At 35.2% G+C, this 26,928-nt stretch carries 22 protein-coding genes, 1 tRNA gene and 4 pseudogenes; 11 read left to right on the forward strand and 16 right to left on the reverse strand.

Annotated elements, in window-relative coordinates; translation table 11 throughout:
- Window positions 1-279: 279 nt before the first annotated feature.
- Window positions 280-1,746 (reverse strand): alanine:cation symporter family protein, encoded by a 1,467-nt coding sequence (locus MWH06_01310; GenBank protein ID UPA55321.1) that lies wholly within the window; start codon window positions 1,744-1,746, stop codon window positions 280-282.
- A 1-nt stretch (window position 1,747) separates the two neighbouring features.
- A pseudogene (locus MWH06_01315) lies at window positions 1,748-2,909 on the reverse strand (alanine:cation symporter family protein).
- A gap of 76 nt (window positions 2,910-2,985) precedes the next feature.
- On the opposite strand from MWH06_01315, the pseudogene MWH06_01320 reads away from it, so the two are divergent.
- Window positions 2,986-3,800, forward strand: a pseudogene (locus tag MWH06_01320) (transposase).
- Window positions 3,801-3,861: 61 nt separating this feature from the next.
- Here MWH06_01320 and MWH06_01325 read toward each other — a convergent pair.
- From MWH06_01325 to recA, 4 genes and pseudogenes are all read right to left on the reverse strand, one after another.
- Window positions 3,862-4,050, reverse strand: a pseudogene (locus MWH06_01325) (hypothetical protein).
- A 31-nt stretch (window positions 4,051-4,081) separates the two neighbouring features.
- Complete coding sequence (locus MWH06_01330; GenBank protein UPA55322.1) at window positions 4,082-4,852, reverse strand: CDP-alcohol phosphatidyltransferase family protein; 771 nt, start codon at window positions 4,850-4,852, stop codon at window positions 4,082-4,084.
- Window positions 4,849-5,541, reverse strand: coding sequence for a phosphatidylserine decarboxylase (locus tag MWH06_01335; protein ID UPA55323.1), 693 nt, complete (start codon window positions 5,539-5,541; stop codon window positions 4,849-4,851). Before MWH06_01335 ends, MWH06_01330 begins: the two co-directional genes overlap by 4 nt.
- A 164-nt stretch (window positions 5,542-5,705) precedes the next feature.
- Complete coding sequence (recA, locus tag MWH06_01340; protein UPA55324.1) at window positions 5,706-6,773, reverse strand: recombinase RecA; 1,068 nt, start codon at window positions 6,771-6,773, stop codon at window positions 5,706-5,708.
- 141 nt (window positions 6,774-6,914) lie between these two features.
- Between recA and truA the strand changes: the two genes are divergently transcribed.
- On the forward strand, window positions 6,915-7,652 hold the full coding sequence (truA, locus tag MWH06_01345; protein ID UPA55325.1) for a tRNA pseudouridine(38-40) synthase TruA: 738 nt from the start codon (window positions 6,915-6,917) through the stop codon (window positions 7,650-7,652).
- Window positions 7,653-7,740: 88 nt separating this feature from the next.
- On the opposite strand, the gene dnaN is transcribed toward truA, so the two are convergent.
- The 5 genes from dnaN to MWH06_01370 form a co-directional block, all read right to left on the reverse strand.
- Complete coding sequence (gene dnaN, locus MWH06_01350; protein UPA55326.1) at window positions 7,741-8,898, reverse strand: DNA polymerase III subunit beta; 1,158 nt, start codon at window positions 8,896-8,898, stop codon at window positions 7,741-7,743.
- Window positions 8,899-9,021: 123 nt separating this feature from the next.
- The gene (locus tag MWH06_01355; protein ID UPA55327.1) at window positions 9,022-9,324 is read right to left on the reverse strand and encodes a hypothetical protein; all 303 of its coding nucleotides are present in this window, start codon (window positions 9,322-9,324) and stop codon (window positions 9,022-9,024) included.
- A gap of 186 nt (window positions 9,325-9,510) precedes the next feature.
- Entirely contained in the window at window positions 9,511-10,404 is an 894-nt protein-coding gene (locus MWH06_01360) for an RNA polymerase factor sigma-32 (protein UPA55328.1), read from the reverse strand.
- An 879-nt stretch (window positions 10,405-11,283) separates the two neighbouring features.
- Complete coding sequence (gene dapF, locus MWH06_01365) at window positions 11,284-12,072, reverse strand: diaminopimelate epimerase (GenBank protein UPA55329.1); 789 nt, start codon at window positions 12,070-12,072, stop codon at window positions 11,284-11,286.
- Complete coding sequence (locus tag MWH06_01370) at window positions 12,053-12,640, reverse strand: nitroreductase family protein (protein UPA55714.1); 588 nt, start codon at window positions 12,638-12,640, stop codon at window positions 12,053-12,055. Before MWH06_01370 ends, dapF begins: the two co-directional genes overlap by 20 nt.
- A gap of 85 nt (window positions 12,641-12,725) precedes the next feature.
- Here MWH06_01370 and MWH06_01375 point away from each other — a divergent pair, with 85 nt between their 5' ends.
- From MWH06_01375 to petA, 6 genes and pseudogenes are all read left to right on the forward strand, one after another.
- Window positions 12,726-13,250 carry a biotin transporter BioY gene (locus MWH06_01375; GenBank protein UPA55330.1) on the forward strand — a complete coding sequence of 175 codons (525 nt, stop codon included), beginning with the start codon at window positions 12,726-12,728 and terminating at the stop codon, window positions 13,248-13,250.
- A 23-nt stretch (window positions 13,251-13,273) separates the two neighbouring features.
- Window positions 13,274-13,648, forward strand: a complete 375-nt coding sequence (locus MWH06_01380; GenBank protein ID UPA55331.1) for a DUF1284 domain-containing protein — start codon at window positions 13,274-13,276, stop codon at window positions 13,646-13,648.
- Window positions 13,649-13,812: 164 nt separating this feature from the next.
- Window positions 13,813-14,689: pseudogene (locus tag MWH06_01385) on the forward strand (tetratricopeptide repeat protein).
- An 81-nt stretch (window positions 14,690-14,770) separates the two neighbouring features.
- A tRNA-Val gene (locus MWH06_01390) sits at window positions 14,771-14,843 on the forward strand.
- Window positions 14,844-14,895: 52 nt separating this feature from the next.
- Window positions 14,896-17,598, forward strand: coding sequence for a DNA gyrase subunit A (gene gyrA / locus MWH06_01395; protein UPA55332.1), 2,703 nt, complete (start codon window positions 14,896-14,898; stop codon window positions 17,596-17,598).
- 92 nt (window positions 17,599-17,690) lie between these two features.
- On the forward strand, window positions 17,691-18,290 hold the full coding sequence (petA, locus tag MWH06_01400) for a ubiquinol-cytochrome c reductase iron-sulfur subunit (protein UPA55333.1): 600 nt from the start codon (window positions 17,691-17,693) through the stop codon (window positions 18,288-18,290).
- Window positions 18,291-18,307: 17 nt separating this feature from the next.
- Here petA and priA read toward each other — a convergent pair whose 3' ends face one another.
- The 4 genes from priA to MWH06_01420 form a co-directional block, all read right to left on the reverse strand.
- The gene (priA, locus tag MWH06_01405) at window positions 18,308-20,632 is read right to left on the reverse strand and encodes a primosomal protein N' (GenBank protein UPA55334.1); all 2,325 of its coding nucleotides are present in this window, start codon (window positions 20,630-20,632) and stop codon (window positions 18,308-18,310) included.
- 87 nt (window positions 20,633-20,719) lie between these two features.
- Entirely contained in the window at window positions 20,720-21,061 is a 342-nt protein-coding gene (locus MWH06_01410) for a transposase (GenBank protein ID UPA55335.1), read from the reverse strand.
- Window positions 21,030-21,194 carry a transposase gene (locus MWH06_01415; protein ID UPA55336.1) on the reverse strand — a complete coding sequence of 55 codons (165 nt, stop codon included), beginning with the start codon at window positions 21,192-21,194 and terminating at the stop codon, window positions 21,030-21,032. The genes MWH06_01410 and MWH06_01415 overlap by 32 nt, the downstream gene beginning before the upstream one ends.
- Before the next feature lie 52 nt (window positions 21,195-21,246).
- The gene (locus MWH06_01420) at window positions 21,247-21,561 is read right to left on the reverse strand and encodes an IS630 transposase-related protein (protein ID UPA55337.1); all 315 of its coding nucleotides are present in this window, start codon (window positions 21,559-21,561) and stop codon (window positions 21,247-21,249) included.
- A 726-nt stretch (window positions 21,562-22,287) separates the two neighbouring features.
- Between MWH06_01420 and MWH06_01425 the strand changes: the two genes are divergently transcribed.
- The 3 genes from MWH06_01425 (at window position 22,288) to MWH06_01435 (ending at window position 25,171) form a co-directional block, all read left to right on the forward strand.
- On the forward strand, window positions 22,288-23,103 hold the full coding sequence (locus MWH06_01425) for a transposase (GenBank protein UPA55338.1): 816 nt from the start codon (window positions 22,288-22,290) through the stop codon (window positions 23,101-23,103).
- Window positions 23,104-23,289: 186 nt separating this feature from the next.
- The gene (locus MWH06_01430) at window positions 23,290-23,898 is read left to right on the forward strand and encodes a superoxide dismutase (GenBank protein ID UPA55339.1); all 609 of its coding nucleotides are present in this window, start codon (window positions 23,290-23,292) and stop codon (window positions 23,896-23,898) included.
- A 1-nt stretch (window position 23,899) separates the two neighbouring features.
- Entirely contained in the window at window positions 23,900-25,171 is a 1,272-nt protein-coding gene (locus MWH06_01435) for an insulinase family protein (protein ID UPA55340.1), read from the forward strand.
- Between the two features lie 103 nt (window positions 25,172-25,274).
- On the opposite strand, the gene MWH06_01440 is transcribed toward MWH06_01435, so the two are convergent.
- Window positions 25,275-26,837 carry a hypothetical protein gene (locus MWH06_01440; GenBank protein UPA55341.1) on the reverse strand — a complete coding sequence of 521 codons (1,563 nt, stop codon included), beginning with the start codon at window positions 26,835-26,837 and terminating at the stop codon, window positions 25,275-25,277.
- Window positions 26,838-26,928: the final 91 nt, after the last annotated feature.

Genomic DNA, 26,928 nt, shown 5'->3' on the forward strand with positions numbered 1-26,928 from the left:
CATTCTAGCATCCTCTCTCTTGTCATTCCAGTGCGTGACACTGGGATCCAGCGAGCTTTGTTCGCAAACGAATCTAGTAGATAAATATAAAATTTTACATTAAAACATAGCACTATGGTGGAACTATATGCAAAATAGATCCCAGTGTCAGCTACTCGGATGACAAGAGGGAATTTTGGGATGACAAGAAAGAGTTTTGGGATGACAAGAGAGAGTTCTGAGGTAACAAGAAGGTGGTACTGGAATGACATCTGTTGTTGTACCTTCATATGCCAAAATTTAATTAATTTTATTATTCCTCAGCCTTTTTAGGTAGCACTGAACTTCATCGTTAATCTGATTACTAAACAGTATAAGCGCTGTCATGTTGATGAGAGCTAAACAAGAGAACAAAGTTCCACCGATATTGGCAATAGCCATTATATCTTTAGAAAGACCAGAAAAAAACGCTACAATTATTACTGCTATGCGGTATATCACTATACTTTTTGCACCGAATAAATATAGCCACCCCATTTCACAACAATATACAAACGAAATTACTGAAGAAAATGCAAACAAAGGTGCAGCTATGGTTAAAAGTATAGGAAACCATGAAGAAACAGTTCCAAATGCCTTTTGAGTGATTAATATCCCTTCACCAACACTAGTCTGGTATGCACCTGTTATTACTATCGTTATTCCAGTTAAACAGCAAGTGAGCATTGTATCAAAACACGGTTCTATCATAGCAACAAGCCCAGTTCTTACTGGTTCTTCATCTTTAGTTGTTGCATGAGTAATTGCAGCAGAGCCGACACCAGCTTCGCTGGCAAAAATTGCTCTTTGAATTCCAGCAACAAATGCTCCTACCATCCCTCCGCCAACAGCATTAAAATCTATCATGCTGGAAAATAATATCTTAAATGTGTGACCAAGATTGTGGATATTAAATCCAATAATAACAAGGCAGCTACATATATATATGAGTGACATAATAGGCACTAGTGCAGAAGATACTCTAGCTATCCTTTTAATTCCGCCAATAATCACTAGAGCAAGCAGCGCAGAGATTATGGAAGAAAGAAACCAAGAGTGACCATCTACCCAACTTGAATAGCCAGATAATATTGAAACCATTTGGTTGGTTTGAAACGCTACACTTCCACCAAGACCTGATAATACAAAGAATACTGCATATATTGCAGCTAAAACAATACCAAGTTTTTTAAATCCAAATTCCTCCAGACCATTCTTTATATACTGAAAGGGACCACTAAACAATTGCTCCTGATCTTCTGTTCTATGTCTAAATGCTAAAGTCACTTCGGCAAATTTTGCTGACATACCAAAAAAACCTGTAATCATCATCCAAGGCACCGCTCCTGGACCTCCCATTGAAACTGCAATTGCGACTCCAGCAACAGTTCCAAGGCCTACTGTGCTTGAAAGTGCAGTCATAAATGCCTGAAAATGCGTAATATGACCATCATGGTGATCCGTGTCATATTTTCCACATAAAATAGCAAACGCATGCTTAAACATTCTTATGTTGAGAAACTTAAAGCGTAAGGTTAAAAATACATAACCAAAGGATAGTAGAAGAAGTATGAACGGTATATAAAAGATTTTGAAAAACAGCACTTCATTCATGAAGTTATTTATTCCATTCAACACAGCATCATAACTTTCATAAAAACCTGAAGCAGCGTACACATCATTAAACAATAGGCAAAATAGCACCATACAAAGTAATCTATAAATCATGTTAATACCCTTTAGAATTGTAATAAGAATCTATTGTATTCAAAACTTCCCTTCTTAGTAGATATATTGCAACAGCATTTGGAACCATAAGGCACATAAACAAACTATCACCTAGATAAGATATAAATTCTATATCATTTGACATACAACTGATATACACTGAAGCCACTATAAGAATTTGGAACGGTATCAGTATTTTTTTATTACCAAATAAATACAGCAGAGCAACTTCACAGTAGTAACAATAAGCTATTATTGTAGAAAATGCAAAGGAAAACATCATTAGCGGAAAAACTAATTTGCTGAACAAGGGCAAAGCTGTTGAAAATACCGAACTAATTAATGTAATATCACCCACGTTATCAGTGCTATGCATACCAGTGATAATTATCACAATACCAGTCAAAAATGAGATTAATATTGTATCTATAAGTGGTGCAATCATTGCAACGCACCCAACTTTAATTGGATCTTCTTCTTTTACAGATGAATGTGCTATAGCTGCTGTTCCAGTACCTGCTTCGTTAGCAAACACTGATCTTCTCACTCCGGCTATTAATCCGCTCAATACTCCGCCTCCTATAGCTGATTTGTTAAAGATGTCTTGGAATATTATGGATAAAGCATCCAGCAAATTACTTCCGTTCATACAAATTAAATATATACACATACCCACATATAGCACTATCATAGTTGGTGCTAAGCTTGTTGAAACGAAAGCAATGCGCTTTATTCCTCCCAATATTACAATGAAGACAAGTAGGGATATAATAATGGACGCGTTGTATTCGAAGAGGTTATTTGACAATGCTGCTATCTGATTCGCTTGAAATGGTATACCGCCCAAAATCATTGCAATAAGTAGCATAATCGCATAAGTGAAGGCAAGGAATCTACCAGTTTTTGCAAATCCAATTTTTGCAAGCCCGTACTTCATGTAATAAAAAGCCCCGCCAGTTGCATTTTCAGAGCGATAGGTGAATGCAAGCACCACCTCGGCAAACTTTATCGACATACCAAGTATTCCGGTAATTACCATCCAAAAAACTGCACTTGGCCCCCCCTATTGTGATAGCTATTGCAACTCCTGATATTGTTCCAAGACCAACTGTTCCTGAAATTACTGTTGCAAACGCTTGAATATGAGTGATTATGCCATTAGACCTGCTGAAAAAGGTGATTGAAAAAATGATGTGAGAGAGGTAGAAGAAGAATAAGCAGATCAAGTAAGGAAAAAAAATGAGCTTTAGTTACTATAATATGAAAAAACACCCAAGAAACTTTCGTAATATAACAGGTTTAACTATAGAGGAGTTCGAAAAAGTAGTGGAAAAAGTGAGGTCTGGATGCGAAAAACAGAAAAAGTGTCATGGTAGAAGATCAAAACTACCAACTCTGGAAGATAAGTTGTTTTGCGTAATTTTGTACTATCGCACTTACATAACACATAGATTTTTAGGATGCCTATTCAATGTACACAACGCAAATGTATGTAGGTTACTTAAGAGAATAGAGCCATTACTCGCCAAAAAAGTGACTATAACAAAAGATAGAAGTATGACGCCAGAAAAAATACTGAAGATTTTGGCTGATGTTACAGAACAGCAAATACAGAGACCAGAAGATAGTAAAAAACGGAAGAAATCATATTCAGGAAAAAAAGAACCAACACTATGAAAACTGAGATTATTATCGAAGAAGGAGGAAGAATTTTATCAGTGTCAAAGTCATACCGTGGTAGAATTAGTGATTTCCGCATAAGGAAACAAGAAAAATATTTACCACTTGATAGCATAAAACATGCCGATTCTGGATATCAAGGTTGGCAAAAATTGCAAAGCAATGTTATAATTCCATATAAAAAGTATCGTAAAAAGCCATTAACTCCAGAGCATAATAGAAGATTAGCATCATTTAGAATGAGAGTAGAAAACAAGATCCGAGAGATAAAGATATTTAAGATTATGTCGAATGTTTATCGCAATTTTCAGAAAAAATATAACCTGAGGTTCAATATTATTGCTGGTATTGTAAATCTTAAGCACGCCTTTTAGTTAACCTTGATTTTAGTCACCCTCCTTTCCTTTTTTTTATCGCTTGATTCGCAGCAGGTCTATTGTTATTGCGATTACACTTTAGATTGAATAGCGTCTGTATTCCATGCTTGAACAATCTAAAGTTAGTGAATTTGAATTGGATGGTACAAAAAACTCCAGTTGCAATTACCCAAATAATTATAAATGGAATGTTGAATATCTTTATGTACAGAAATGAATTTAACAGTTCACTTATTTTTACAATCATGCTGCTCACTACTTTTTATTACAACTTATAGCTAACGAGCTTTATACGAGTAATATATATAAAGCCCAGTGCTTACTGGAATAGTAAGTACATACACTACACCTAAAATTGGTAGCGTCATCCAGGGCTTACTGATGAAAAATATAATAAGTACTCCAAAAAATGACACAAATATATAGGATAAGCTTTTGGGAACATAAATATATTTTGCAGAGAAAGTTGGAATGTGACTTATCGAAAAAAATGAAATGGCCAGAAAGTAACAAGCTACGTTTCTTGTGTTAAAAAATCGCTCTATGAGAAGTAAGTATTCACTCTCATGAGATTGAAAGGTAATAATTATTGGTAACAAAGAAAGTAAAGCACACACTGGAGCTGGAACACCAGAAAAGAAAAATTTTTCCCAGTGTGATTGTTCTGAGTGTAGCGAAACATTAAATCTTGCAAGTCTTATTGATATGCAGATTACGTATATCATTACTAAAATCCAACCTATGACTTTGATTTCGTTTAGCTTCCAAAAATACAAAAGAAATGCAGGCGCTGCACCAAAATTTAGAAAATCTGCAAAAGAATCAAGCTGGGCTCCAAAATCGCTAGTTGATTTTAGAATTCTAGCTATTCTGCCATCCATTCCATCTATTATTGCTGCAATGATGATAAAAATTACTGAGAATTCCCATTGTTCATTAAATGTAAATTTAAGTGAAGTGAGACCAGAACATAAACCCAATAAAGTTATAAAGTTTGGGAATAATTTAGTAATAGGTAAGAATCTACTGTTACTTCCATCGTTATTCATATGACGTCAAAAGTAAGCTTCTCTTGAACGTTTTCCTTATTTAAGTTTGCTATAATTGTTTCACCACCAATAACAGTTTGCCCTTTTGAAACTCTGACTTCTGTATCAGCAGGAACATAAATATTCACTCTACTACCAAATCTTATAATTCCAAACCTTTCACCTGCTTGCACATTCTGGGATACTTCTAAATTACAAACGATACGACGTGCAATTAATCCAGCTATTTGCTCCACAATAATTTCTTTCCCCTTTTCGTATTCAATCACAATAACCTGCTTTTCATTTTCATTACTAGACCTATTGTTCATTGCGGATACAAACTTGCCTTTTTTATAATTCATTTCCTTTATCATACCAGATATTGGTATACGGTTCACATGGACGTTCAAAACACTTAAAAATATGCTAACAAGCGTGAACTTCTTCTCTTCTCCATTTTCTGCCGATAAAGGATAATTAACTTCTTCAATTTTTGAAACCACACCATCAGCAGGACTTAATATAAGATCCTTATTGTTTGGCACAGCTCTTGCTGGATCGCGAAAGAAATAAGTACACAATAATGTCGAAAACAAGCATGTAACACCAAACCCCCAAGATATAGAGAATGCTATACACGTTACTATAAAGGAAACTACTATAAATGAATAACCTTCCCTATTTATATTAGGTAAACCAAAACACATAATCTTATTAACAATAATCTACTATTAACAACTTATCATCTATCACTCTTCATGAAAAGCTTTTTTTAACTGCTTCAGCAAAGTCCTCTTGATACAAGGTAACATTACAGATTAGCACACACCGTCATACTGTAACAACCCATCCAACACAAACTAAGTTTAGATCAGAACACGGATTCTTCTAAAAGTTGCTCACTATCCTCGTCTATTATAATAGAATTATCATGACTTCTGAGTAAATCTCTGATTTTTGTTTCTATTTCATTTGCGACTTCTTTGTTTGTTTTTAGGTAAGTTTTTACATTCTCTCTTCCTTGTCCAAGGCGTGTGTTGTTATATGAATAGTAAGCACCTGCTTTTTCAAGCACACCAAGCTTTGCTCCCATATCTATTATTTCTCCGAATTTTGATATACCTTCATTGTACATTATATCAAATTTCGCTTCTCTAAATGGAGGAGCAACTTTATTTTTTACAACTTTAACTCTTGTTTCATTGCCTGTAATATTTTCTTTGTCTTTTATTACACCAACTTTTCTTATGTCAAGCCTTACAGAAGTATAGAATTTTAATGCATTTCCACCCGTGGTAGTTTCAGGATTTCCATACACTACTCCTATTTTCATACGAATTTGATTAATAAATATCAATATACAGTTCGCTTTTGAAACGGCAGAGGTTAGCTTTCGTAGTCCGTGACTTAGAAGCCTTGCTTGCAGCCCCATATGTTGATCACCCATATCACCTTCAATTTCAGCTCTTGGAGTTAATGCTGCAACAGAGTCAATAACTATCACATCAACCGCACCAGAACACACTAAATACTCAACAATATGCAACGCCTGCTCTCCAGTATCTGGTTGTGAAATCACTAAATCATCAGTGCTTACCCCAAGTTTACGAGCATATAAGACATCCAATGCATGTTCTGCATCGATAAATGCGCATGATCCTCCTTTTTTTTGTGCTTCAGCAATTACATGCAAGGCAAGAGTGGTTTTACCAGAACTCTCGGGCCCAAATATTTCAATTATACGTCCTTTTGGCAGTCCTCCAACACCTAGAACCGAATCAAGCGCAATTGATCCTGTGGATATTGTGTCTATTTTCTCTACAGGGTTTTGCTTCAACTTCATTATTGCACCTTTACCAAATGCTTTTTCAATTTGGCTTATTGCATTATCTAATGCTTTTTGCTTATCATTACTTCTTTCTTCTGAGTTGTTTGCCATGGATCATTTATTAACTTGTATAACTTTCATGATAATCGAACGTGAACAACCTGCCAAGGGTTTTTTAATAACGAAGAACGTTATCGTAGAAAAATTAGCTACCTAAATTATATTAAGATAGAAAGTTAGATAGACTCTGCAGTGCGATACAAAATAACGATAGAATACAATGGTAGTAGTTTCTCTGGCTGGCAGAAGCAGCAATATTCTGCTAATTCAATCCAGGAAGCCATAGAAAATGCTATATTTAATTTTAGTGGTGAGAAAGTTACTTTGTACTGCGGTGGCAGGACTGATGCAGGGGTTCATGCTTTAGGACAAGTTGCTCATTTTGATATGGAAAAGGAATTTGAGCTTTATAGAATAAGAAACGCAATAAATTATCATTTAAAATCAATTCCCATAGTCGTGCTTAATGCAGAAGTTGTAGATGATGCGTTTCACGCACGGTTTTCAGCAAAAAGAAGATATTACGAATACAGAATAGTTAATCGCTATGCTCCTGCCGCTCTGGAGACAGGTTATGTATGGCAAGTGTTTAATCCACTTGATGTAAATATTATGCGTGAAGCTGCTAAACATCTACTTGGAAAACATGACCTTTCAAGTTTTCGTTCAAAAGATTGTCAAGCTGCAAATCCGATAAGAACAATTGATGATATCGATGTAATACAAAACGGGAGCCATATACACATCAAAATATCTGCTATTTCCTTTTTACATAACCAAGTGAGGATTATTGTAGGCACTTTGGTTGAATTTGGAAAAAATAGAACCAATCCGCAAGAAATGCTAAATATATTAAACCAATGCAAAAGAAATGCAGCTGGAGTTACTGCACCACCTTTTGGCTTATATTTGGTAAAGATAGATTACTAATTTAATAAAAAGTAACATGCTTAGTGAAATAAGTGTCATACCGCCACGGTATCTCCAGATCCTGCTAACAAGAAGCGGGATGACAAGTTTAAGTTCTCATTGGCATCACTATATATAATACACTTGAATCGTCTTCATCAGTGATAATTGTAGCACTATTACCATCGGCTAAGCTAAACTTACATTTATTTTTTATGCAGGATAGAACATCAAGCAAATAACGCGAGTTAAACCCTATTTCTATAGGAGCTTCATTGTAGTCCACTTCTATGGATTCAGTTGCATCACTGCACTCTTGAGAGTTTGAATGCAGAGTCAGCAGCTTTTCTTGTAGTGAGAATTTAATGGATTTTACTTTATCAGATACAACAACGGAAACCCGATCTATAACGTCTGAAAGTTTTTTACTTTCAATAATCATATGCTTGTCTTGAGATGCTGGAATAACTGCTTCATAATTTGGAAAAGTCCCATCTATTAATTTTGATATTAGAATATATTCACCGCATGTAAACTTGATTTTTCTGTCTGAGAGTTTTACATTAATTTCATTACAATCGTCCAATATTTTTAACAGCTCCATAACAGTTTTACGTGGAATGATCACACCAAATTCGCCATTGATGTTCCCAGGCTTTGGTCTCTTTATACATGATAAACGGTGACCATCAGTTGCAACGCAGTACAGAAACTGCTCGTCTGTATGTAGATATATTCCATTTAAATTATACCTTGTATCATCTAGCGATACAGCAAATTTTGTTTTAGTTAATAAGTCTATCAGGTCCGTATTTAGTAGAATAAAATCATGTTTATAATTGTCTTCTTCAAGAGCAGGAAAGCTGCTTGAAACTACATTCGGTAAAGAAAAGTTTGCATTTCCGCAAGACATCAATAATTTTCCTTGGTTGTTTACTTCAAAATTAACATCCAAATCAGCGGGTAACTTCTTCACTATGTCATGTAAAGTATGCGCTGAAATTTTTACTTCTCCTTCTGTTAATACGGTTGCAGCAAGTGAGGCAAACATTGAAATGTCAAGATCAGTTGCCATTAATTTTATGCTGCCGTGTTGTGCTTTGATATTTATACATGCCAAAACATCTATTGCATTGCGCCTTTCAACCACTCCACTTACTCTGGATAATATATTTAAAAGACTTGTGCGGCTCACGCTAAAACGCATCTGCTCGCACACAGAATTTTGCTTTTTGATTTCTGTATCTACACCTGCAACCTCTGACATTGCTAACTCTCAAAAATATATTTTAAATGATATCCACATCCCATATAAAGTAAAGTGCTATTTATATTTCCATTGAAAGAGTAGTCTAGTTTATACTATAGCTGGGTATTCTGTTACAATGATTTACTTTGTATGGCATAAATCATGCATTTTTTGATACGCTTTTTGAAAACCAAGTAGGGAATAAGTATCATCAATGGTTACTGTTTTTGCTTTTCCATTCACTACCATTGATAATCCCTGCTTCATTTTTAGAATGAGATCTTGATCTATTTTTGTATGCTCTGCCCACGCAAAACTTCCCTGTATTATAGGCAGTGTATATTTAATTTTTTTGTCGATATTGAGAGCTACAGGCTCCTTATCATACTGAAAACCAGAGGTAACGCTTACCTCATCTGTTTTTGTATCAACATAACTGACCATTACATACGGCTTGCGATTGGTTGTATAATGCTCGCTTTTTTTTTAGGATAGGATACAATATAACATACTTTCTCTCCATCTTCTGATGCAGTATATACAAGCCAATCTTTATATTTTTCCTTCAATTGCACATCACTAACTGATGCAAAAGCGCCTATTGAAAAAAATATTAGAAATATAAAAAAACTACGCATGCAAACCAAATTTCAAACTTTCTGATTGTATATATTGTTTTACCTTAGCCATCGCCTGCTCAGCCAACTGTCTTATTCTTTCTCTTGAAACACAATATTTTTTACTAAGTTCATCCAGAGTTTGAGTGTTTTCGCGCAAGTATCTACTAATAAAAATGTCTCTTGCCCTTTCGTTAAGGCTCGCTAGTGCATTGTTTAAAATTGTTTCTTTTAATTCTTTCTCTTCATGATTCTGATAGGTTACTTCTTGACTGACCAAGTTACATGGGACCATATCTTGCAACTCCCTTTTAGAGTCATCACCTATTTTTATGCAATCATTTAGCGACTGATCCTTACAAGCCAAACGGTAATTCATCTGTATAACGTCTCCTTCGGATACAGAAAGCTCATTAGATATTGCTTTTATTTCTTCATTATTTAAAGTTTCTCTGTTTGTATACTGTAAAATTCTTTTTTTTATTTTACGTAAACTAAAAAATAGTCTTCTTTGTGCTTGCGTTGTGCCTATTTTCACGAACGACCAAGATTTCAATATAAAGTCTTTTATTGAAGCTTCAATCCACCACACTGCATAAGTTGAAAAACGAAATCCTAAATCAGGATTAAACTTTTTTACTGCATGCATTAAACCCATATTCCCTTCCATGACCAGGTCCATCAACAATAGTCCATAATTTTTGAATTTCATTGCAATTTTCACTACCAAATTCAAATGGCTGGTAATCAATTTATGAGCAGAAGAAATATCCTTATATTGGTTCCAATTTTTTGCTAATCGTACCTCTTCCTCTTGAGACAGCATAGGAAATTTTTGCACTCTAGCAATATATTGCATGAGATTGGTTCTGTTATCAACACATAAGCTTGCCATTGGGGTCAACATAACAACTTAAATTAAAACTTCATATATATAATATATTGATTTTCCAGCAAAAATTCAAGCTTTGATTTGAAAAAAAGTACAAACCTTCTATCTAATTGGGATCTTAAAGACGATAAGCCCCAACATCAGCTACCTGAACACTATATATGACATCCTGCCAGCGTGTAATGATGAACATTATAATTTAAATACATAGTAAGTGGTGTTATTCCAGTGCCTTGCTTCTGCGTCATACCGCCGCGGTATCTCAAAGCATAGATCCCGCTAACACGTAGCGGGATGACGAGATTATCGTCATGCCACCACGAACCGTCATACCGCGATTCATTCGCGGTATCTCATCCGCTAACAAGTAGCGGGATACTTGACCTTTACAGGGATGACGGTTGTCGGTAGGCCTAAATTACTTTAGCCATAAATATTTAAGAAATTCACCAAACAAAAAAAAGGCAAAAGAAGCCCTAGTCATTGTCTATTTTCAGTATTGGCGTTTTTTAAGTCTTAAACGCTGCAATTTAGCTGCTTTTAAACGGCAACTAACCTTAGCTTTAATATTTAAGAAATTTACTAGGCAGAAAAAAAAAGGCATAGAAAACCCGTGGTAGCTAGTTATTACACTCTCTATTTTAAAATTTGACGTTGGGTGATGTCTTGAACGCTTTATAAGCGCGTTTCAGCTTATGTAGGTAAAAACCTAGAAATTTTATAAAGACATACGGTGCACATAGTGCAAAAAATTAAACAATAGTACGCCAAATACAAGCTTTCTTGTCATTTTAATCTGCTGCAGAGATTGCGAAGTTAAATAAAATAGCTTCACTTTCATGATAAGAGGGCTGGTGGAGTTTGTCAAGTAGTTTTGCATTGTGAAAACAATTATCACAAAAATCCTATATCACCGGTCATGAATACGTTATTTGCCCATTCGATTAATAACTTACCTCCTGGTAAATCTACTGAAGTCTGTTGGGCAGTCAGATATCCACGTAGTGTGGATGCAACAAGTGCTGCACAGGCTGCACTACCGCATGATGCAGTAATGCCTGTACCTCTTTCCCAAACTCTTAAAGCTATTTCTCCAGACTTTTCAACTTGTGCAATACTAATATTAATTTTCTGAGGAAATAGTACGTGATTTTCTAGCTTTGGTCCTAAATTTCGCAATGGTATTTCACTTATGTTATCAACAAAAAAAACTATATGAGGGTTACCAATATTTACTGCAACAGGATCTTTTAGCATTTCAAGCTCTATAGGTAAGTGAAGAGTGTCACACTCAGTAGACAAGGGAATTTCATGCCATTTTAGCAAAGGTTTACCCATGTTAACCTTTATGGATTTATCACCAACTTTAAAACACTCTAAAATGCGTTTGTTTACCAGCTCAATAGTGATATACTCAGTACCTTTTTCTGACATTATCAAATATCCAACACAGCGTGCTGCGTTTCCGCACATTTCAGCTCGACTACCATCAGCATTATAGATATGCATAAAGCAGTCTGCAGCATTAGACATTGTTATAATTATCACTTGATCACAATTGCTTTGATCATCAATTTGTCTATAGTTCCAGTCTAAATTGTTTGTTGAACGTGAGTCTATGATAACAAAATTATTGCCAGTACCGTGCATCTTGATAAAATTTTTAGGACCTTGGCCACTCATCATAAAAAAATATTTCTTCTATTGGTCTTCTTTTTTTCTTACTTGTTTCAGCGCCCTCTTCTTCGTAACCAACCGCTATCACTGACATTACATTAAAATCATCGGATATGTTGAATTTTTCTACTATTTTATCTCTATCAAATCCACCCATTTGATGAGCCATTAAATTCATAGCTGCAGCCTGTAGCATAAGTGCATAATTTGCTGCACCAGTATCGTGATTAGCCCAAAGATTTTCTCCTTTACCTCGTTTACGGAAGTTTTTAGCACTTAAAGATATGATTAACACTTGTGCATCTTTTGCCCATTTTTGATTAGATTCATCAAGACAATTTAGCAGCTTTTCCCATGCGCTTTGATTGTTCTGTTTGTTGCATATCACATATCTCCAAGGTTCATCGCCAAAACATGAGGGAGTCAGCCTTACAGCTTCCATTAAAATATCCATTTCTTCCTGAGATATTGCTCTTGTAGTATTGTATGAACGTCCGCTGTGTCTTGCTTTCATCAACAATAATAGATCTTGTTTACTCATCATTTTTAATTTAATAGTGCATAAATAATTCATTGTAGCACAATATGAGCAAAATTTAAATTGCAAAACCTCTTATACACATATATTATATTTAATAAGTTATTTTTGTTGGGAAGATATGTTTATAACACAATCTAGCAGCAGATCAACACTGGCTGAAATATTGTCTTGCGTTTTACTTTTATTCTTGATGGCTCAAATAAGCGTACCGTTGCAGCCTGTGCCTATCACATTGCAAACTTTAGGAGTAATGCTTATTGGGCTTAAATTTAATCGCAGAACAGCATTCTATTCTATGCTTACATATCTATCACTTGGTGCAGCAGGATTTCCTGTTTTTGCGAATTTTTGTGGTTATCACATTTTTCTCGGGCCAACAGGTGGATATTTAATTGGCTGTTTAGCTGCTGTTATGGTAATGAGCAAAGTAAATGAATTACTGAACTCTGAATATAAATCATTTGTGTGTGATTCTTCAAGTTGTCTGGCTGGTACAGTTGTAATCTTTATTTGTGGTGTTGGTTGGCTCGCTATTTACGTAGGTCTGGAACAAGCAATAATGGTAGGTATTTTACCATTCATCCTTCCTGGTTTGGTAAAAATTTTTCTACTTGTAGCAGCTTTGCAATATTTGAAAAAATGATAAAATTTCGCCCTCATCATTTTATGTGCACCCTCGCGTTTCGGGGATATGGGTATTCTCGGGATTTTATAGAAAATTATAAAAAGATAGCAAGCAAAGTAATTAGTACTCAAATCGAAGTAGTTGGTAACCTTGATAGTATTTGTAGTGCTTGCCCAAACCAGACTAAACAAGGTAAATGCACCGAACAAGCTAAAGTTTTAGAGCTAGATAGAAGGCATATGGAAATTTTAGGAATTAAAATTGGCGAGACTTTGACCTGGAGTGAAGCGGTAGAAAAGATTAGGGAGAAAATGTCTTTAAAGAAATTTGATTACGCATGTGAGGGGTGCAACTGGCAGCCATATGGAATATGTAAAGGTGCCCTTTTAAATTGTCATGCCTACAAAGGTAGTTGACAAAATGTTAAGATAAATTGAAGCATTTTTGTGGAAATAAAGCGAAATATGGAAGACAAAAGATAAATGCATTCTGAAAAGCTACACAGCATGTTCGTCCCGCTAATTAATAATATCTTTATTATTGTATGAGATAGGTAATTTAGCATTTATGAATTTGTAATGTGTTACGCATAGCTCAAAGAAATAAGGTTTACTGGTTACACGCTGCAGCGAATGCCACAACACTAGGATCTATGTTTGTCTGCATGTTAATTTGCGTTGTGATTTTATGGAGGTCTTCTGTTACCTATGCTAGTGAAAATTTGGAGATACAGAAGGGCCTTTGATAGTGTTGTCAAGCATATAAAAGCTGATAAAAAATATAAAGATCTTGATGTTATCGAGAGAAAAAGTGACAAATTTAATATCAAAATTTCGCAGAATTCTGGCAAGAATTTTGACATATACTCTATTTTAAAAAAAGCAAAAGATTCCTTTGAGTTAGGAAATAATGAGACAGCTACTTCTCTCCTTAATCAGATCATCACAAAGTTTCCTTATCATAAAAATGCTTTAATTGGATTGGGAAATATTTATTACGCTAATAAAGAATACAAAAAAGCTGTAGAGATTTACACAAGACTGTTAAAAGAATACCCTAGTAACCCTTACATATTAAAAAATTTTCTGACGATAATCTCACAATATGATCCTGATCTGGCGTTGAGTGAAATGTTGAAATTGTATGATATACATAAAAATTATGCTCCTTTATTAGCAAATTTAGGTCTGATTTATATGAAAAAGGAGGATTATGTAAAAGGTAAAGAGTATATGACAACTGCTATTTCCCTTGATGAAAACAATATTTTTTATACCTATAATTTAGCTGTTATTCTAGATAAACTTTCAGATTTTAAAAATGCTACAATATTCTACTTAAAGTTGTTGAACATGGCTACAACTTCGAAAGATGTGAGTGAAAAAATACCTTTATACAAAGTGACAGCAAGACTAAAATTTATAAAACTCCACAGCATGCACCCAAAGATTCCATAAAAGCTTATAGCTTACCTAAATCTAATTTATCGCTATTTTTGTTTACAATAATAATATTGAGCTATAGAATTACATCTAAAGGGGCAATTAGCTCAGCTGGTAGAGCATCTCGTTTACACCGAGGAGGTCGGCAGTTCAAGTCTGTCATTGCCCATTTGCTTAACTGAATGTTAATATTATTAATTACTTCAATCAAAATATAGAAAATGCAGGATAATATAGTACCAATCTCAATAGTAAAAGAGCTGGAAGATTCTTATCTCTCCTACGCAATGAGCGTTATCATAAGCCGGGCTATACCTGACGTGCGAGATGGATTTAAACCTGTTCATAGGCGCATATTATATGCAATGTCAAGGGCTGGATACGATGCTGGTAAGCCATATAAAAAGGCGGCTCGTATAGTAGGGGATGTAATGGGGAAATATCACCCACATGGTGATGCAGCTATTTACGATTCCTTGGTTAGAATGGCCCAAGATTTCTCTCTTCTTTTACCACTTGTTGATGGACAAGGTAACTTTGGTTCGATAGATGGAGATCCACCCGCTTCGATGCGATACACAGAAGCAAGGCTTCAGAAGGTGTCACACTTTTTACTAAATGATATTGACGAAGATACAGTTGATTTTAGGCCAAACTATGATGGAAATGAAACAGAGCCTGTTGTACTGCCTGCAGAATTTCCGAATCTATTGGTAAATGGTGCAAGCGGTGTTGCAGTTGGTATGGCAACCAATATTCCTTCTCACAACCTTGGAGAAATAATAGATGCTTGTATGTTATATATAGATAATCCTGAAGTTACTTTGGATGAGTTACTTGAAGTGATGCCAGGGCCGGATTTCCCAACTGGGGGAACGATTCTTGGAAGGTCTGGAATAAGATCAGCATTTGCAACGGGTCGTGGATCAATTGTTGTGCAAGGCAAGACTCACATGGAAGACCTGCCACAAGATAGGCAAGCAATAGTGATTGATGAAATACCTTACCAGGTAAATAAAGTAAAATTAATTGAGAAGATAGGTGAGCTTGTAAAAGAAAAAAGAATTGATGGCATAACAGAAATTAGGGATGAGTCTGATAAGTCTGGTATTAGAGTAGTAATTGACCTCAGAAGAAATGCTGAAGCAAGTTTTATACTTAATCAAATATTGGGACTAACTCCACTAAGAAGTAGTTTTAGTGTTAACACTTTAGTCCTCAACAACAACAGGCCTGCTTTGATGTCGTTAAAAGAAATCATAGCTGCTTTTGTTGATTTTAGAAAAGAAGTACTAATTCGAAGAACAGAATTTCGTCTAAGAAAAACGAGGGAAAAAGCTCATATATATATAGGGCTCTACATTGCGGTCCTCAGCATAGATGAAGTGATAAAAATCATCCGCGGTGCAAAAGATCCTGCGGAAGCAAGTAGAGAACTTTTAAATAAAGAATGGAAAACTTCGAATGAAATCAACACTATTATCGAGTTGATTTCAGATAGCGCAAGCTTTTTGAAAGATGGAGTGTATAGATTAACTGAGCTACAAATTAAGGCTATCCTTGATATGAAACTGCAGCGTTTAACAGGCCTTGAAAAAGACAAATTAGAAGCTGAGCTAAGTTCAATGATCAACCTGATAAAAGAATATATCGCTTTTCTTGGCTCAGAAGAGAAGTTGATGAAAGAAATAAAAAACAATTTACAAGAAATAAAGAACAGATTTGCCGTACCACGAAAGACTGCAATAGAGGAATCAGATACGGACATTGAAGCTGAAGATCTAATTCCACAAGAGGATATGGTGATAACCGTAACTATGAATGGTTATATCAAGCGTGTGAAGCTTTCTCATTATAGAACTCAGCGTCGTGGTGGAAAAGGAAAGCTAGGACAAGGATTAAAAGAAGAGGATGTAACCACAAAATTGTTTGTTGGGAATACCCACACTAGCCTCTTATTCTTTTCTAATATTGGCCGAGTCTATAGATTAAAGGTTTATAAGTTGCCTCTTGCAGAACCAACTGCACGTGGAAGAGCGCTTGTTAACATATTTCCGCTTAGCGATGGTGAAACTATAACTAATATCATGCCGTTACCAAGTGAAAATGATGAAAATCAAAACATAGTTTTTGCTACTGCCTATGGAAACATAAGGCGTAACTCCTTAGCGGACTTTCACTATATTCCAAGCAATGGAAAAATAGCAATAAAGCTCGATGAAGGAGACAAATTAGTATCGGTTAAGGTATGTAATGAAATTGACCATGTTTTACTTTCAACAACGCTTGGAAAAAGTATCAGATTTGTTGTAAGTGATGTGCGTCAATTTAAGAGTCGCAATTCAGATGGCGTAAGAGGTATCAAACTTGTAAAGAATGACAGCGTGATATCCATGACCATATTAAATGGGATAGGTGTAGCAACAGAAACAAAAGAACTTTACTTAAAAGTTCCACTTGCAAAAAGACTGGGGACTGCAATTAATAACTCCATTGATTCTAAATTGGAAAAGACTTTGAATGATTTAGGAATAGATAACGAATTATTCTTAAAACTTGCAGTGAATGAGGAGTTTATATTAACTATTACTGAAAATGGCTTTGGTAAAAGAACTTCTGCGTATGAGTATAGAGTAACTAACAGGGGTGGTGTTGGTATCACCAATATTCTTACTACTAGCAGAAACGGTAATGTTGTTGCTAGTTTTCCAGTTGAGCAGGGTGATAATATAATGCTTATTACAGATAAAGGAAAGTTAATTCGCATTTCGGTCAATGAGATTAGAATTGCAGGACGCAGCACTCAAGGAGTCACTCTGTTTAAAACAGAAAGTAGAGAAAAAGTGGTGTCAGTAGCGAAAATTGAAGATCCTGATTCCACTGAAGATAGTATTTTTGAAGTTGAAAACTCTATCGCTTCTTAACCGTAGTATAGGTTAAACAAAAAGCGCAAGTTTTTGTTGATTAATACGCAGTATTTAATTTAAAATATATACTTATGGCTAAGTAGAGATCAATGGATAAAAATTTAACTAAAAATAAAAAACCACTGGCAAACAAAGAGGATAAAAAAACACCTCCCGTTAAAGATCTTACTAAAAATAAGGGTAGGAGAGATTTTATAACATTAACTACATGCGCTATGGCGGGTATAGGAGCTGCAAGTGGACTTTGGCCACTGGTTAAGTCTATGAATCCTTCTGCTGAAGTTCTAGCAACTTCCACAGTGGAGGTGAATTTGTCTGGAATCCAGGAAGGACGCGGAGTAAAAGTAAAGTGGCAAGGTAAACCAGTATTCATTCGTAGACGCACAAAGCAAGAAATTGAGGTTGCAAGAGCTGTGAATGTAAAGAACTTGAGAGACCCTGAGTCAGATGAACAGAGAGTACGTGAAGGAAAAGATGAATGGTTAATCATGATCGGAATATGTACACATCTTGGGTGTGTACCGGTTGACCATGCTACAAGAGATGGTAATGGTTGGTTCTGTCCTTGCCACGGTTCATATTATGATACATCAGGCCGAGTAATTGGGGGGCCTGCACCAAAAAATATGGTTGTACCTGATTATTTTTTTCCCAGTGAGAATGTTGTGGTAATTGGCAAGAAGGCTTAACTGATACAATAAACTCGTTAAAAGAAACTCACAGGATCAACATCTATTATCACTGCAATACTCGAATTCAAGTTACAATTTTTAATCCAATATTTCAGCTTTTTTTGTATAGATAGACTGTGCTTATTGTGTATTTTTAGCAACACCCTATACCGATACTTATTATTTAAGAAATTTATTGCTGCTGGTGATGGACCAAGAATTTCAAATTCCTTTTTGTCTACACCTACATTTTTTTCCTGGATGCAAGTAGTTGAGCTACTTGGATGACGGAGAAGAGATTTTACTATTTCATTCGCTGCTTTTTGTGTCGCAATCTGATTCTTACCACAAATTATAAGCGCTATTAATCTGCTAAATGGTGGCATTTTGGCTTCACGTCTTGACTTAAGTTCAATTTCATAAAATGAGTCCCTTTTTTGATGTAGCAATGCTTTTATTATTGAACTTTCAGGATTATTGGTTTGCACTATTACCATTCCTTTTTCATTGAACCTTCCTGACCTGCCTGCAACTTGGTGCAATAATTGATACGTCTTTTCCGCTGCTCTTAAATCAGAATTTTCGAGGCTCAAATCTGCATTTATTACTCCAACCAAAGTTAATTTAGGAAAATTGTGCCCCTTAGCAATTATTTGTGTGCCGATTATAATGTTCACCTCTTCTTTCAGTACCAAGTCAATTACGTTACTAACCGACTTCTGATCGCTACTTATCATCGCAGTTTTTGCGTTTGGTATTAATTTCACCATTTCTTCAAGTAACCTTTCAATTCCTATGCCGTAGAGGGACAATGGCTGTTCACTTTGGCAATTAGAACATTTTTCTGGGAGTTTTAATTGATAAGAGCAATGATGGCACAAAAGAGCATTTTTTTTCTTGTGATATGTAAGCCAAATAGCACAATTTAAGCAGGAAATTTTATATCCACACTTTTTACAAACTGCCAGTTGTGCATACCCTCTGCGGTTTAGAAAAAGCATAACCTGCTGTTTTTTCTCTATGGTTCTTTTTATACCTTCAAAAAGCTCAGAGGAGATCCATTGCTTGTTGTTCCTCATATCCACTACTTTAATGAGTGGCAATTCTGCACCACCGAATCGCTTGGTTAGCTTTACATGATTGTAATTCCCGCTTTTAACATGATGAATCGTTTCAAGCAGTGGAGTTGCTGACGATAAAATTACTGGAATGTTTTCAATTTTGGCCAAGATTATTGCCATATCTCGAGCATTATATATAATTCCCTGTTCTTGTTTAAAAGATGAGTCGTGCTCTTCATCAATGATAATCAATTTTAGGTTTTTATAAGGCAAAAAAAGTGCTGACCGTGCACCAATAATTATCTGCGCATTTCCACTTGCTATATTGAGCCAATTATTCCGGCGAGTTTTTGGAGTGAGCCCTGAGTGCCATTCAACTAGGTTTTTTGATATCTGACCGCGAACACGATTTACCAATTGTGAAGTTAAAACAATTTCAGGTAGGAGGATTAAAATTTGTGCATTACCCTCTCCTGGTGTCATTTCAACATATTCTGGTGTCATACTAGTACGTGGCAAAGACGGTATGCTAAATGTTACAGTGGGTTTTGCCTTGAGTATAAAGGTGTCATTCCAGTGCTTGACACTGGAATCCAGGAATTTTGATTGTAAATTAGGTATTGGTTTTAAGTTAAAATAAACATTTGTAATGAGGTTATATGAAAAACTGGATCCCAGTGTCTGGGCACTGGGATGACATCCTCTTGGTAGACCCAAATCACAATGTTCGTACAGTTGTGTCTCTGGGCACTGGGATGGTAAAGTCTGAGCAGCATTTGGAACGGCAGTGTAATTCTTAATCAATTGTGCAATCACAGAGAGATAAACTTCCGTTTTTCCAGATCCTGTCTCACCGTCAAGTAAAGTTACTGAATACTCATTCAAGCTGCTTATTATTTTATCGCTAGCTATCTGCTGTTCAGGGTTTAATTGGCAACTTATTTCACTTATTTCCTGCTTCTGCTTAGCACAAACCAATTTGTCTATGTGGTTTACTTTTAATACTCCTCCCATTATCACTTTTGCAAGCATACCAATAGGTATTAAGTTATACTGCGCAACCCACTCTGCAAATGCAATCAATCTTGGTCTAATATTTGGTAAATCGATTTTTTGCTCAACAAATTTTAATTTCCGATCGCTCTTGTCACTATATTTCCAAACTATCCCTATTAAGCGTTTTTTGCCAAATGGCACCACTATGTAATCTCCAACGGAAACTTCAGTATTTTCCTCAATTGCATATGAAAATAACTGATCAATTGGAAGTGGTAGTAATACATCAACTGTTCTTGTCATAGCAGCCTAAGTTTAGCACTGTTTTGAAAATATTCGTTTTGATTTTTTCCTTCAAATCAGGGTCAGAGTTTATTATGCCTTCTATAGCTAACCAAAGTAAGATTTCCCCGAGCGCTGAAAGACAAAATCAATAGCCGAATTAATATTGGGCCAAAAGCTTGGCAGCACTTTTCTTATGATATGCTTAATAGCAAACCAGAACTTCTCAATCGGATTTAAATCCGGTGAGTATGCCGGCAAGAACAAAATTTTACACCCAACATTTTCTATCAAATTTTTCGTTCTTGCAGATTTATGAAAGCTTGCATTATCGAGAACAATAGTCTGCCCAGGTTTTAATATAGGAACAAGTATATTTTCTACATAAGCATCAAAAATCTCGCTGTTGCAGTAGCCCTCAATTACCCAGGGTGCTTTCTTTTCCTTCATTTAGGGCTCCTATTATGCTTACCCTCTTTCTTTTAAACCCTGGTTTATCGGCAAATAACCTCTTGCCTTTTTGAGACCACCCATATTCATAAAATCTGTTGTCTTCTACTCCAGACTCATCTATGAATATCAAGTTTTCTTTTTCTATTCCTTCTATTTTTTTTATGAACTCCTTGCGTTTTTCCTCATTCCTTTCCTGATAAAGAAAAGTTTTTTTTATATGTATAGTTTACTTTTTTAAGATAATTGTAGACTGTGTCTTTACACATGTTGCCAAATTTTTCAATTATTTTCTTAACCGTAATATCTCGGTTTTCATCCAGAAATTTGACAAAGCCATCTAAGTCTTTAATTTTATGACTATGTCCCTTTTGGTAGCCTGAAGACGGTTTTATACTTCCTGTTTCTTCTCTTCTTTTCCTCCACCAGTATATAGTTTTTCTATCAATTTTGAACATCTTGCCTACTTCTTCCATAGTCATTTTTTTCTCCTCAACCACTTTTAAAACTCGTTCCCTCAGATCCTCACTTTGGCATCATTTTACCTTAATTAAAGCAGTATTATACCTTTTTACACTCCTTTGAGGAAACCTTATTTTGGTTAGCTATAGCTATACCGCCGCGGCGCTAACACGTAGCGGGATGACGGTTGTCGGTAGGCCTAAATTACTTTAGCCATAAATATTTAAGAAATTCACCAAACAAAAAAAAGGCAAAAGAAGCCCTAGTCATTGTCTATTTTCAGTATTGGCGTTTTTTAAGTCTTAAACGCTGCAATTTAGCTGCTTTTAAACGGCAACTAACCTTAGCTTTAATATTTAAGAAATTTACTAGGCAGAAAAAAAAGGCATAGAAAACCCGTGGTAGCTAGTTATTACACTCTCTATTTTAAAATTTGACGTTGGGTGATGTCTTGAACGCTTTATAAGCGCGTTTCAGCTTATGTAGGTAAAAACCTAGAAATTTTATAAAGACATACGGTGCACATAGTGCAAAAAATTAAACAATAGTACGCCAAATACAAGCTTTCTTGTCATTTTAATCTGCTGCAGAGATTGCGAAGTTAAATAAAATAGCTTCACTTTCATGATAAGGGGGCTGGCAGAGGGTGTCAAGCTATTTTTTGCATTTAATTTTAGGTTTCTATAGACCTGCTGAAAAAGGTGATTGAAAAAATGATGTGAGAGAGGTAGAAGAAGAATAAGCAGATCAAGTAAGGAAAAAAAATGAGCTTTAGTTACTATAATATGAAAAAATACCCAAGAAACTTTCGTAATATAACAGGTTTAACTATAGAGAAGTTCGAAAAAGTAGTGGAAAAAGTGAGGTCTGGATGGGAAAAACAGAAAAAGTGTCATGGTAGAAGATCAAAACTACCAACTCTGGAAGATAAGTTGTTTTGCGTAATTTTGTACTATCGCACTTACATAACACATAGATTTTTAGGATGCCTATTCAATGTACACAACGCAAATGTATGTAGGTTACTTAAGAGAATAGAGCCATTACTCGCCAAAAAAGTGACTATAACAAAAGATAGAAGTATGACGCCAGAAAAAATACTGAAGATTTTGGCTGATGTTACAGAACAGCAAATACAGAGACCAGAAGATAGTAAAAAACGGAAGAAATCATATTCAGGAAAAAAAAGAACCAACACTATGAAAACTGAGATTATTATCGAAGAAGGAGGAAGAATTTTATCAGTGTCAAAGTCATACCGTGGTAGAATTAGTGATTTCCGCATAAGGAAACAAGAAAAATATTTACCACTTGATAGCATAAAACATGCCGATTCTGGATATCAAGGTTGGCAAAAATTGCAAAGCAATGTTATAATTCCATATAAAAAGTATCGTAAAAAGCCATTAACTCCAGAGCATAATAGAAGATTAGCATCATTTAGAATGAGAGTAGAAAACAAGATCCGAGAGATAAAGATATTTAAGATTATGTCGAATGTTTATCGCAATTTTCAGAAAAAATATAACCTGAGGTTCAATATTATTGCTGGTATTGTAAATCTTAAGCACGCCTTTTAGTTAACCTTGATTTTAGTCACCCTCCTTTCCTTTTTTTTATCGCTTGATTCGCAGCAGGTCTTATGGCTTAGATTTCATCGCCACACGTTGGCAAGAAAAGTGCACTATGTTTAACTGTTAATTATATGTTGCATAAAAGCATATATTGCCCTACCATCCAAGTAGGTCAAAAATAAGGAGATTGTCATGAGTTTTACTTTACCTGAATTACCATATGATAAAACAGCTTTAGAGCCTTACATATCTGCAAAAACCTTAGATTTTCATTATGATAAGCACCATAAAGGATATTTAAATAAACTCAACGAGCTGGTTGAAAATACAGATTATCAACATGTGAAAATTGAGGAAATAATAACAAAAGTGCATGGTAATAGCGATAAAGTTCCCATATTTAATAACGCAGCGCAAGTTTGGAACCACACTTTTTATTGGAATTCAATGAAGAAGAGTGGTGGTGGTAAACCTAAAGATGATGGTTTTCTGGCAAAAAAAATTCAAGATGATATCGGTGGTTTTGATAAGTTTTGTGGGGAATTTGCCAATCATGGAGTAAGCCAATTTGGTAGTGGATGGGTATGGTTAGTGCTCGAAAAAGGAAAGCTCAAAATCACCAAAACTCCAAATGCAGATTTGCCATTAATTTATGGCCAAGTGCCACTACTCACTATGGATGTCTGGGAACACGCCTATTATTTAGATTGTCAAAATCGTAGAATTGACTACATAAAAGTTTTCCTTGACCATTTGATTAATTGGGATTTTGCAGAAGAAAATTTAAAAAAGAATACATAAGATGAATATACCTCAGGTAACAAAATTAGATAATGGTCTGCGCATAATAACTGAGCAGGTGCGTGATGTTGATTCCGTAGCTTTAAGCATACGAGTTGGTGTTGGCAGTAGAGCGGAAAGTGCAAATCAAAATGGAATATCCCATTTTCTAGAACACATGGCTTTCAAAGGAACGAAGACAAGAACTGCGTTTGAAATTGCAAAAGCTTTTGACGACATAGGTGGGGTTTTCAACGCCAGCACCGGTAGGGAAAGTACCACCTACTATGCAAAAGTCCTCAAGAAAGACATCAAAACTGGTATTGATATACTAATAGATATATTGATAAATTCTACGTTTCCAGAAGATGAATTGGAACGTGAGAAGGGCGTTGTAATACAAGAGATTTTTCAGACTAATGATTCACCAAGTGACATTGTTTTCGATAAATATTTTGAGGCAGCTTATAAAGATCAACCTTTTGGCAGGTCAATCTTAGGCACGCAAGATACTGTAAAATCTTTTACTCGAGGAGATCTAGATAATTACATAAATGAACATTACTTTGGCGAGAATATGCTATTTACCGTTGCAGGAAATGTTGAACATGAAGAAGTTGTTGCATTAACCAAAGATTTTCTCTCAAAGATTCATTCTAAAAAGCTGAAAAACAGCCAAAATGCGAGCTGTACTGGTGGTGAGTATTTAGAACATCGTAAATTAGATCAGGTACACTTGCTAATTGGTCTACCTAGTGTTTCTCGTTATGACGATAAATATCACACGTTTCAAGTGCTTGATTCTATATTAGGGAGCGGAATGTCATCATGCCTGTTCCAGAAAGTAAGGGAAAAGCAGGGATTAGCTTACTCTGTTTATTCATTTAATTCCAGCTACACTGATACAGGGATGTTTTCCATTTTTGCTAGCACAGATAGTAGTAATTTAGGTAAGCTTTTAAAATCTATGACGACAGAGTTGAAGAAGCTGTCTACAGATAATCTAAGGGAAGAAGAAGTAAATAGAGTGAAAGAGCGAATAAAATCCCAAATTTTAATGTCACGCGAAAGTGTTAGCTCACGCGCTGAAACATTGGGGCACTACTATGGTAACTATAATAGGTACATCAGTAAAAATGAATTAATAGAAAAAATTAGTGCAGTTACCACTGCTAACGTAAAAAAAGCAGCAAAAGAATTGTTATCTCAGCATGAAAAAACCACTCTAGCTGCAATTGGAGAAATTAAATCATTGCCAAGTTACGATAAAGTGGTTTCTATGCTTAAAGCTTAGCGCATTCTATTATATTGATTTGGCTGCTTTACAATATAATTTAGCACAGTGATTAAAGAAGTGTAAGTTGAAACAATGTGCCATGAACCGGATATGCAAGAAATTATACGAATCTTCGACCTCCTCTTTCAATAATATTATTATTTCTATTTTGCGTAACTTTTTCCGTATAATTTTTAGGAGGTACTGGTGGTGCAAGTGGTTTTTTGCTTACAGGGTTTGAGTCTGTACCTTTCTTTTGCCGATGATAGTTCCGTGCTTCTTGAACGGTCTGAAATATAGACTCTCCATCATTATAGTTTGAGTTTATATTTTCCTTTTGCGAACCAGCGTTCAATAATTTCGATATCTCTCGCTCTAGCTGATCACCTTTATAATTATTGTTAAGATCTTTGATTTTCTCTCTTTTCTCGATTATTTGAGCTAAGGACTCGACAATAATATCTTTGTTTATTCTTGAAGCATCTATTGGCTTACTTCCTTTGACAGTAATTTCACTACTTCTTTGCTTACTACTTACATTATAGCCCTGCCCTTCAATTTTTGTTGCCACTTCTCTTCTAAATAAATTGCAAATAGCATTTATTACCTCTCGAATACAATCTTGAAAAAAAGCTTTGATTGCCTTGAATTCTTGTGCTAAGGAAACGATTTGAATATGTGCGTATTTTTTACCTGGTGATAACTCTTCAGCATTCTGGTGTATAGATTCTATTTGCTGAGGGTCAAGCATCATTGCATGACGTTTTGAGTGTGTTGGGTTTGCTTGTGTTTCGGATGATGACATGTCCTTAATATCTTGTTTTTTATTCTCACCATCAGCAACCATACCATCACTTGATTTCCTTTTTTTAGGAGGCAATGGTGGTCGATTTTCATTGTTCTGATATATAGGTTCTTTTGGTACCGTTTCAGACAATGATCTCTGAATATCTTGAAGATTTTGGTATATAGGTTCTTCCTTCTTCAAATTTTCATAAATTGGTTCTTGCACTAAGTTAGCATTGACAAACTCCTGTACTCTTTCTAGATAACCAACATTTTTACCCTCTTTAGGCACTCGCGCACCTTCAAATTTGATTTTTTGTATCTCTTCAATACTCAGCCCATTTTTTTCAAGCCATTCCTCTCTTTTACTCATTGATGCAACAAACTCATTAATCTTTTGAATATTTTTTACATCATCATCAACTAGCATGACAGTTTTTGGCAACTCACCATGTTTATCCTTATACTCCACAATTGCCTTACAGATGTGTAAATTTTTTCCAACTTGATTTTTTTGTTCTTTGAGATCTTTTGGAAGCTCATTATCATAATCTCCTGGAAACCCACCAAATACAGAAATACCGCCTGCTTGTTCTTTAGATAAACCCAAATGATTCTCTACAACCCTTCTCACAGCATCTGAATATCCTGTGTAGGATGCAATATTAACTTCCATTCTGCTTGAAAGCGCAGATTGCAGTGCAGACTTTAGCCCCTCTTCATTTTTTATTCCGTCTGTGTTTTCTAGAAAATCTTTTATATTGTGATCAGTCACTGCACCTTCCGCAGCAGAATTAAAATCACTTTTTCCTAACCTAGAAAAAGTATTATGCATGTGTCCATTAGTGATAGTGTTATCAAAATCAAATATTAATAGGGTATTATTTCCTTTAGCCATATCTTCACCTCTAATCCTTACAAATCATATGGGTAGAGACTAACATTAGTAGATTAATTATTTATTATAACCTTTCTAATTAATAGTGTGA

Source organism: Wolbachia pipientis (assembly GCA_023052945.1).
GTDB lineage: Bacteria > Pseudomonadota > Alphaproteobacteria > Rickettsiales > Anaplasmataceae > Wolbachia.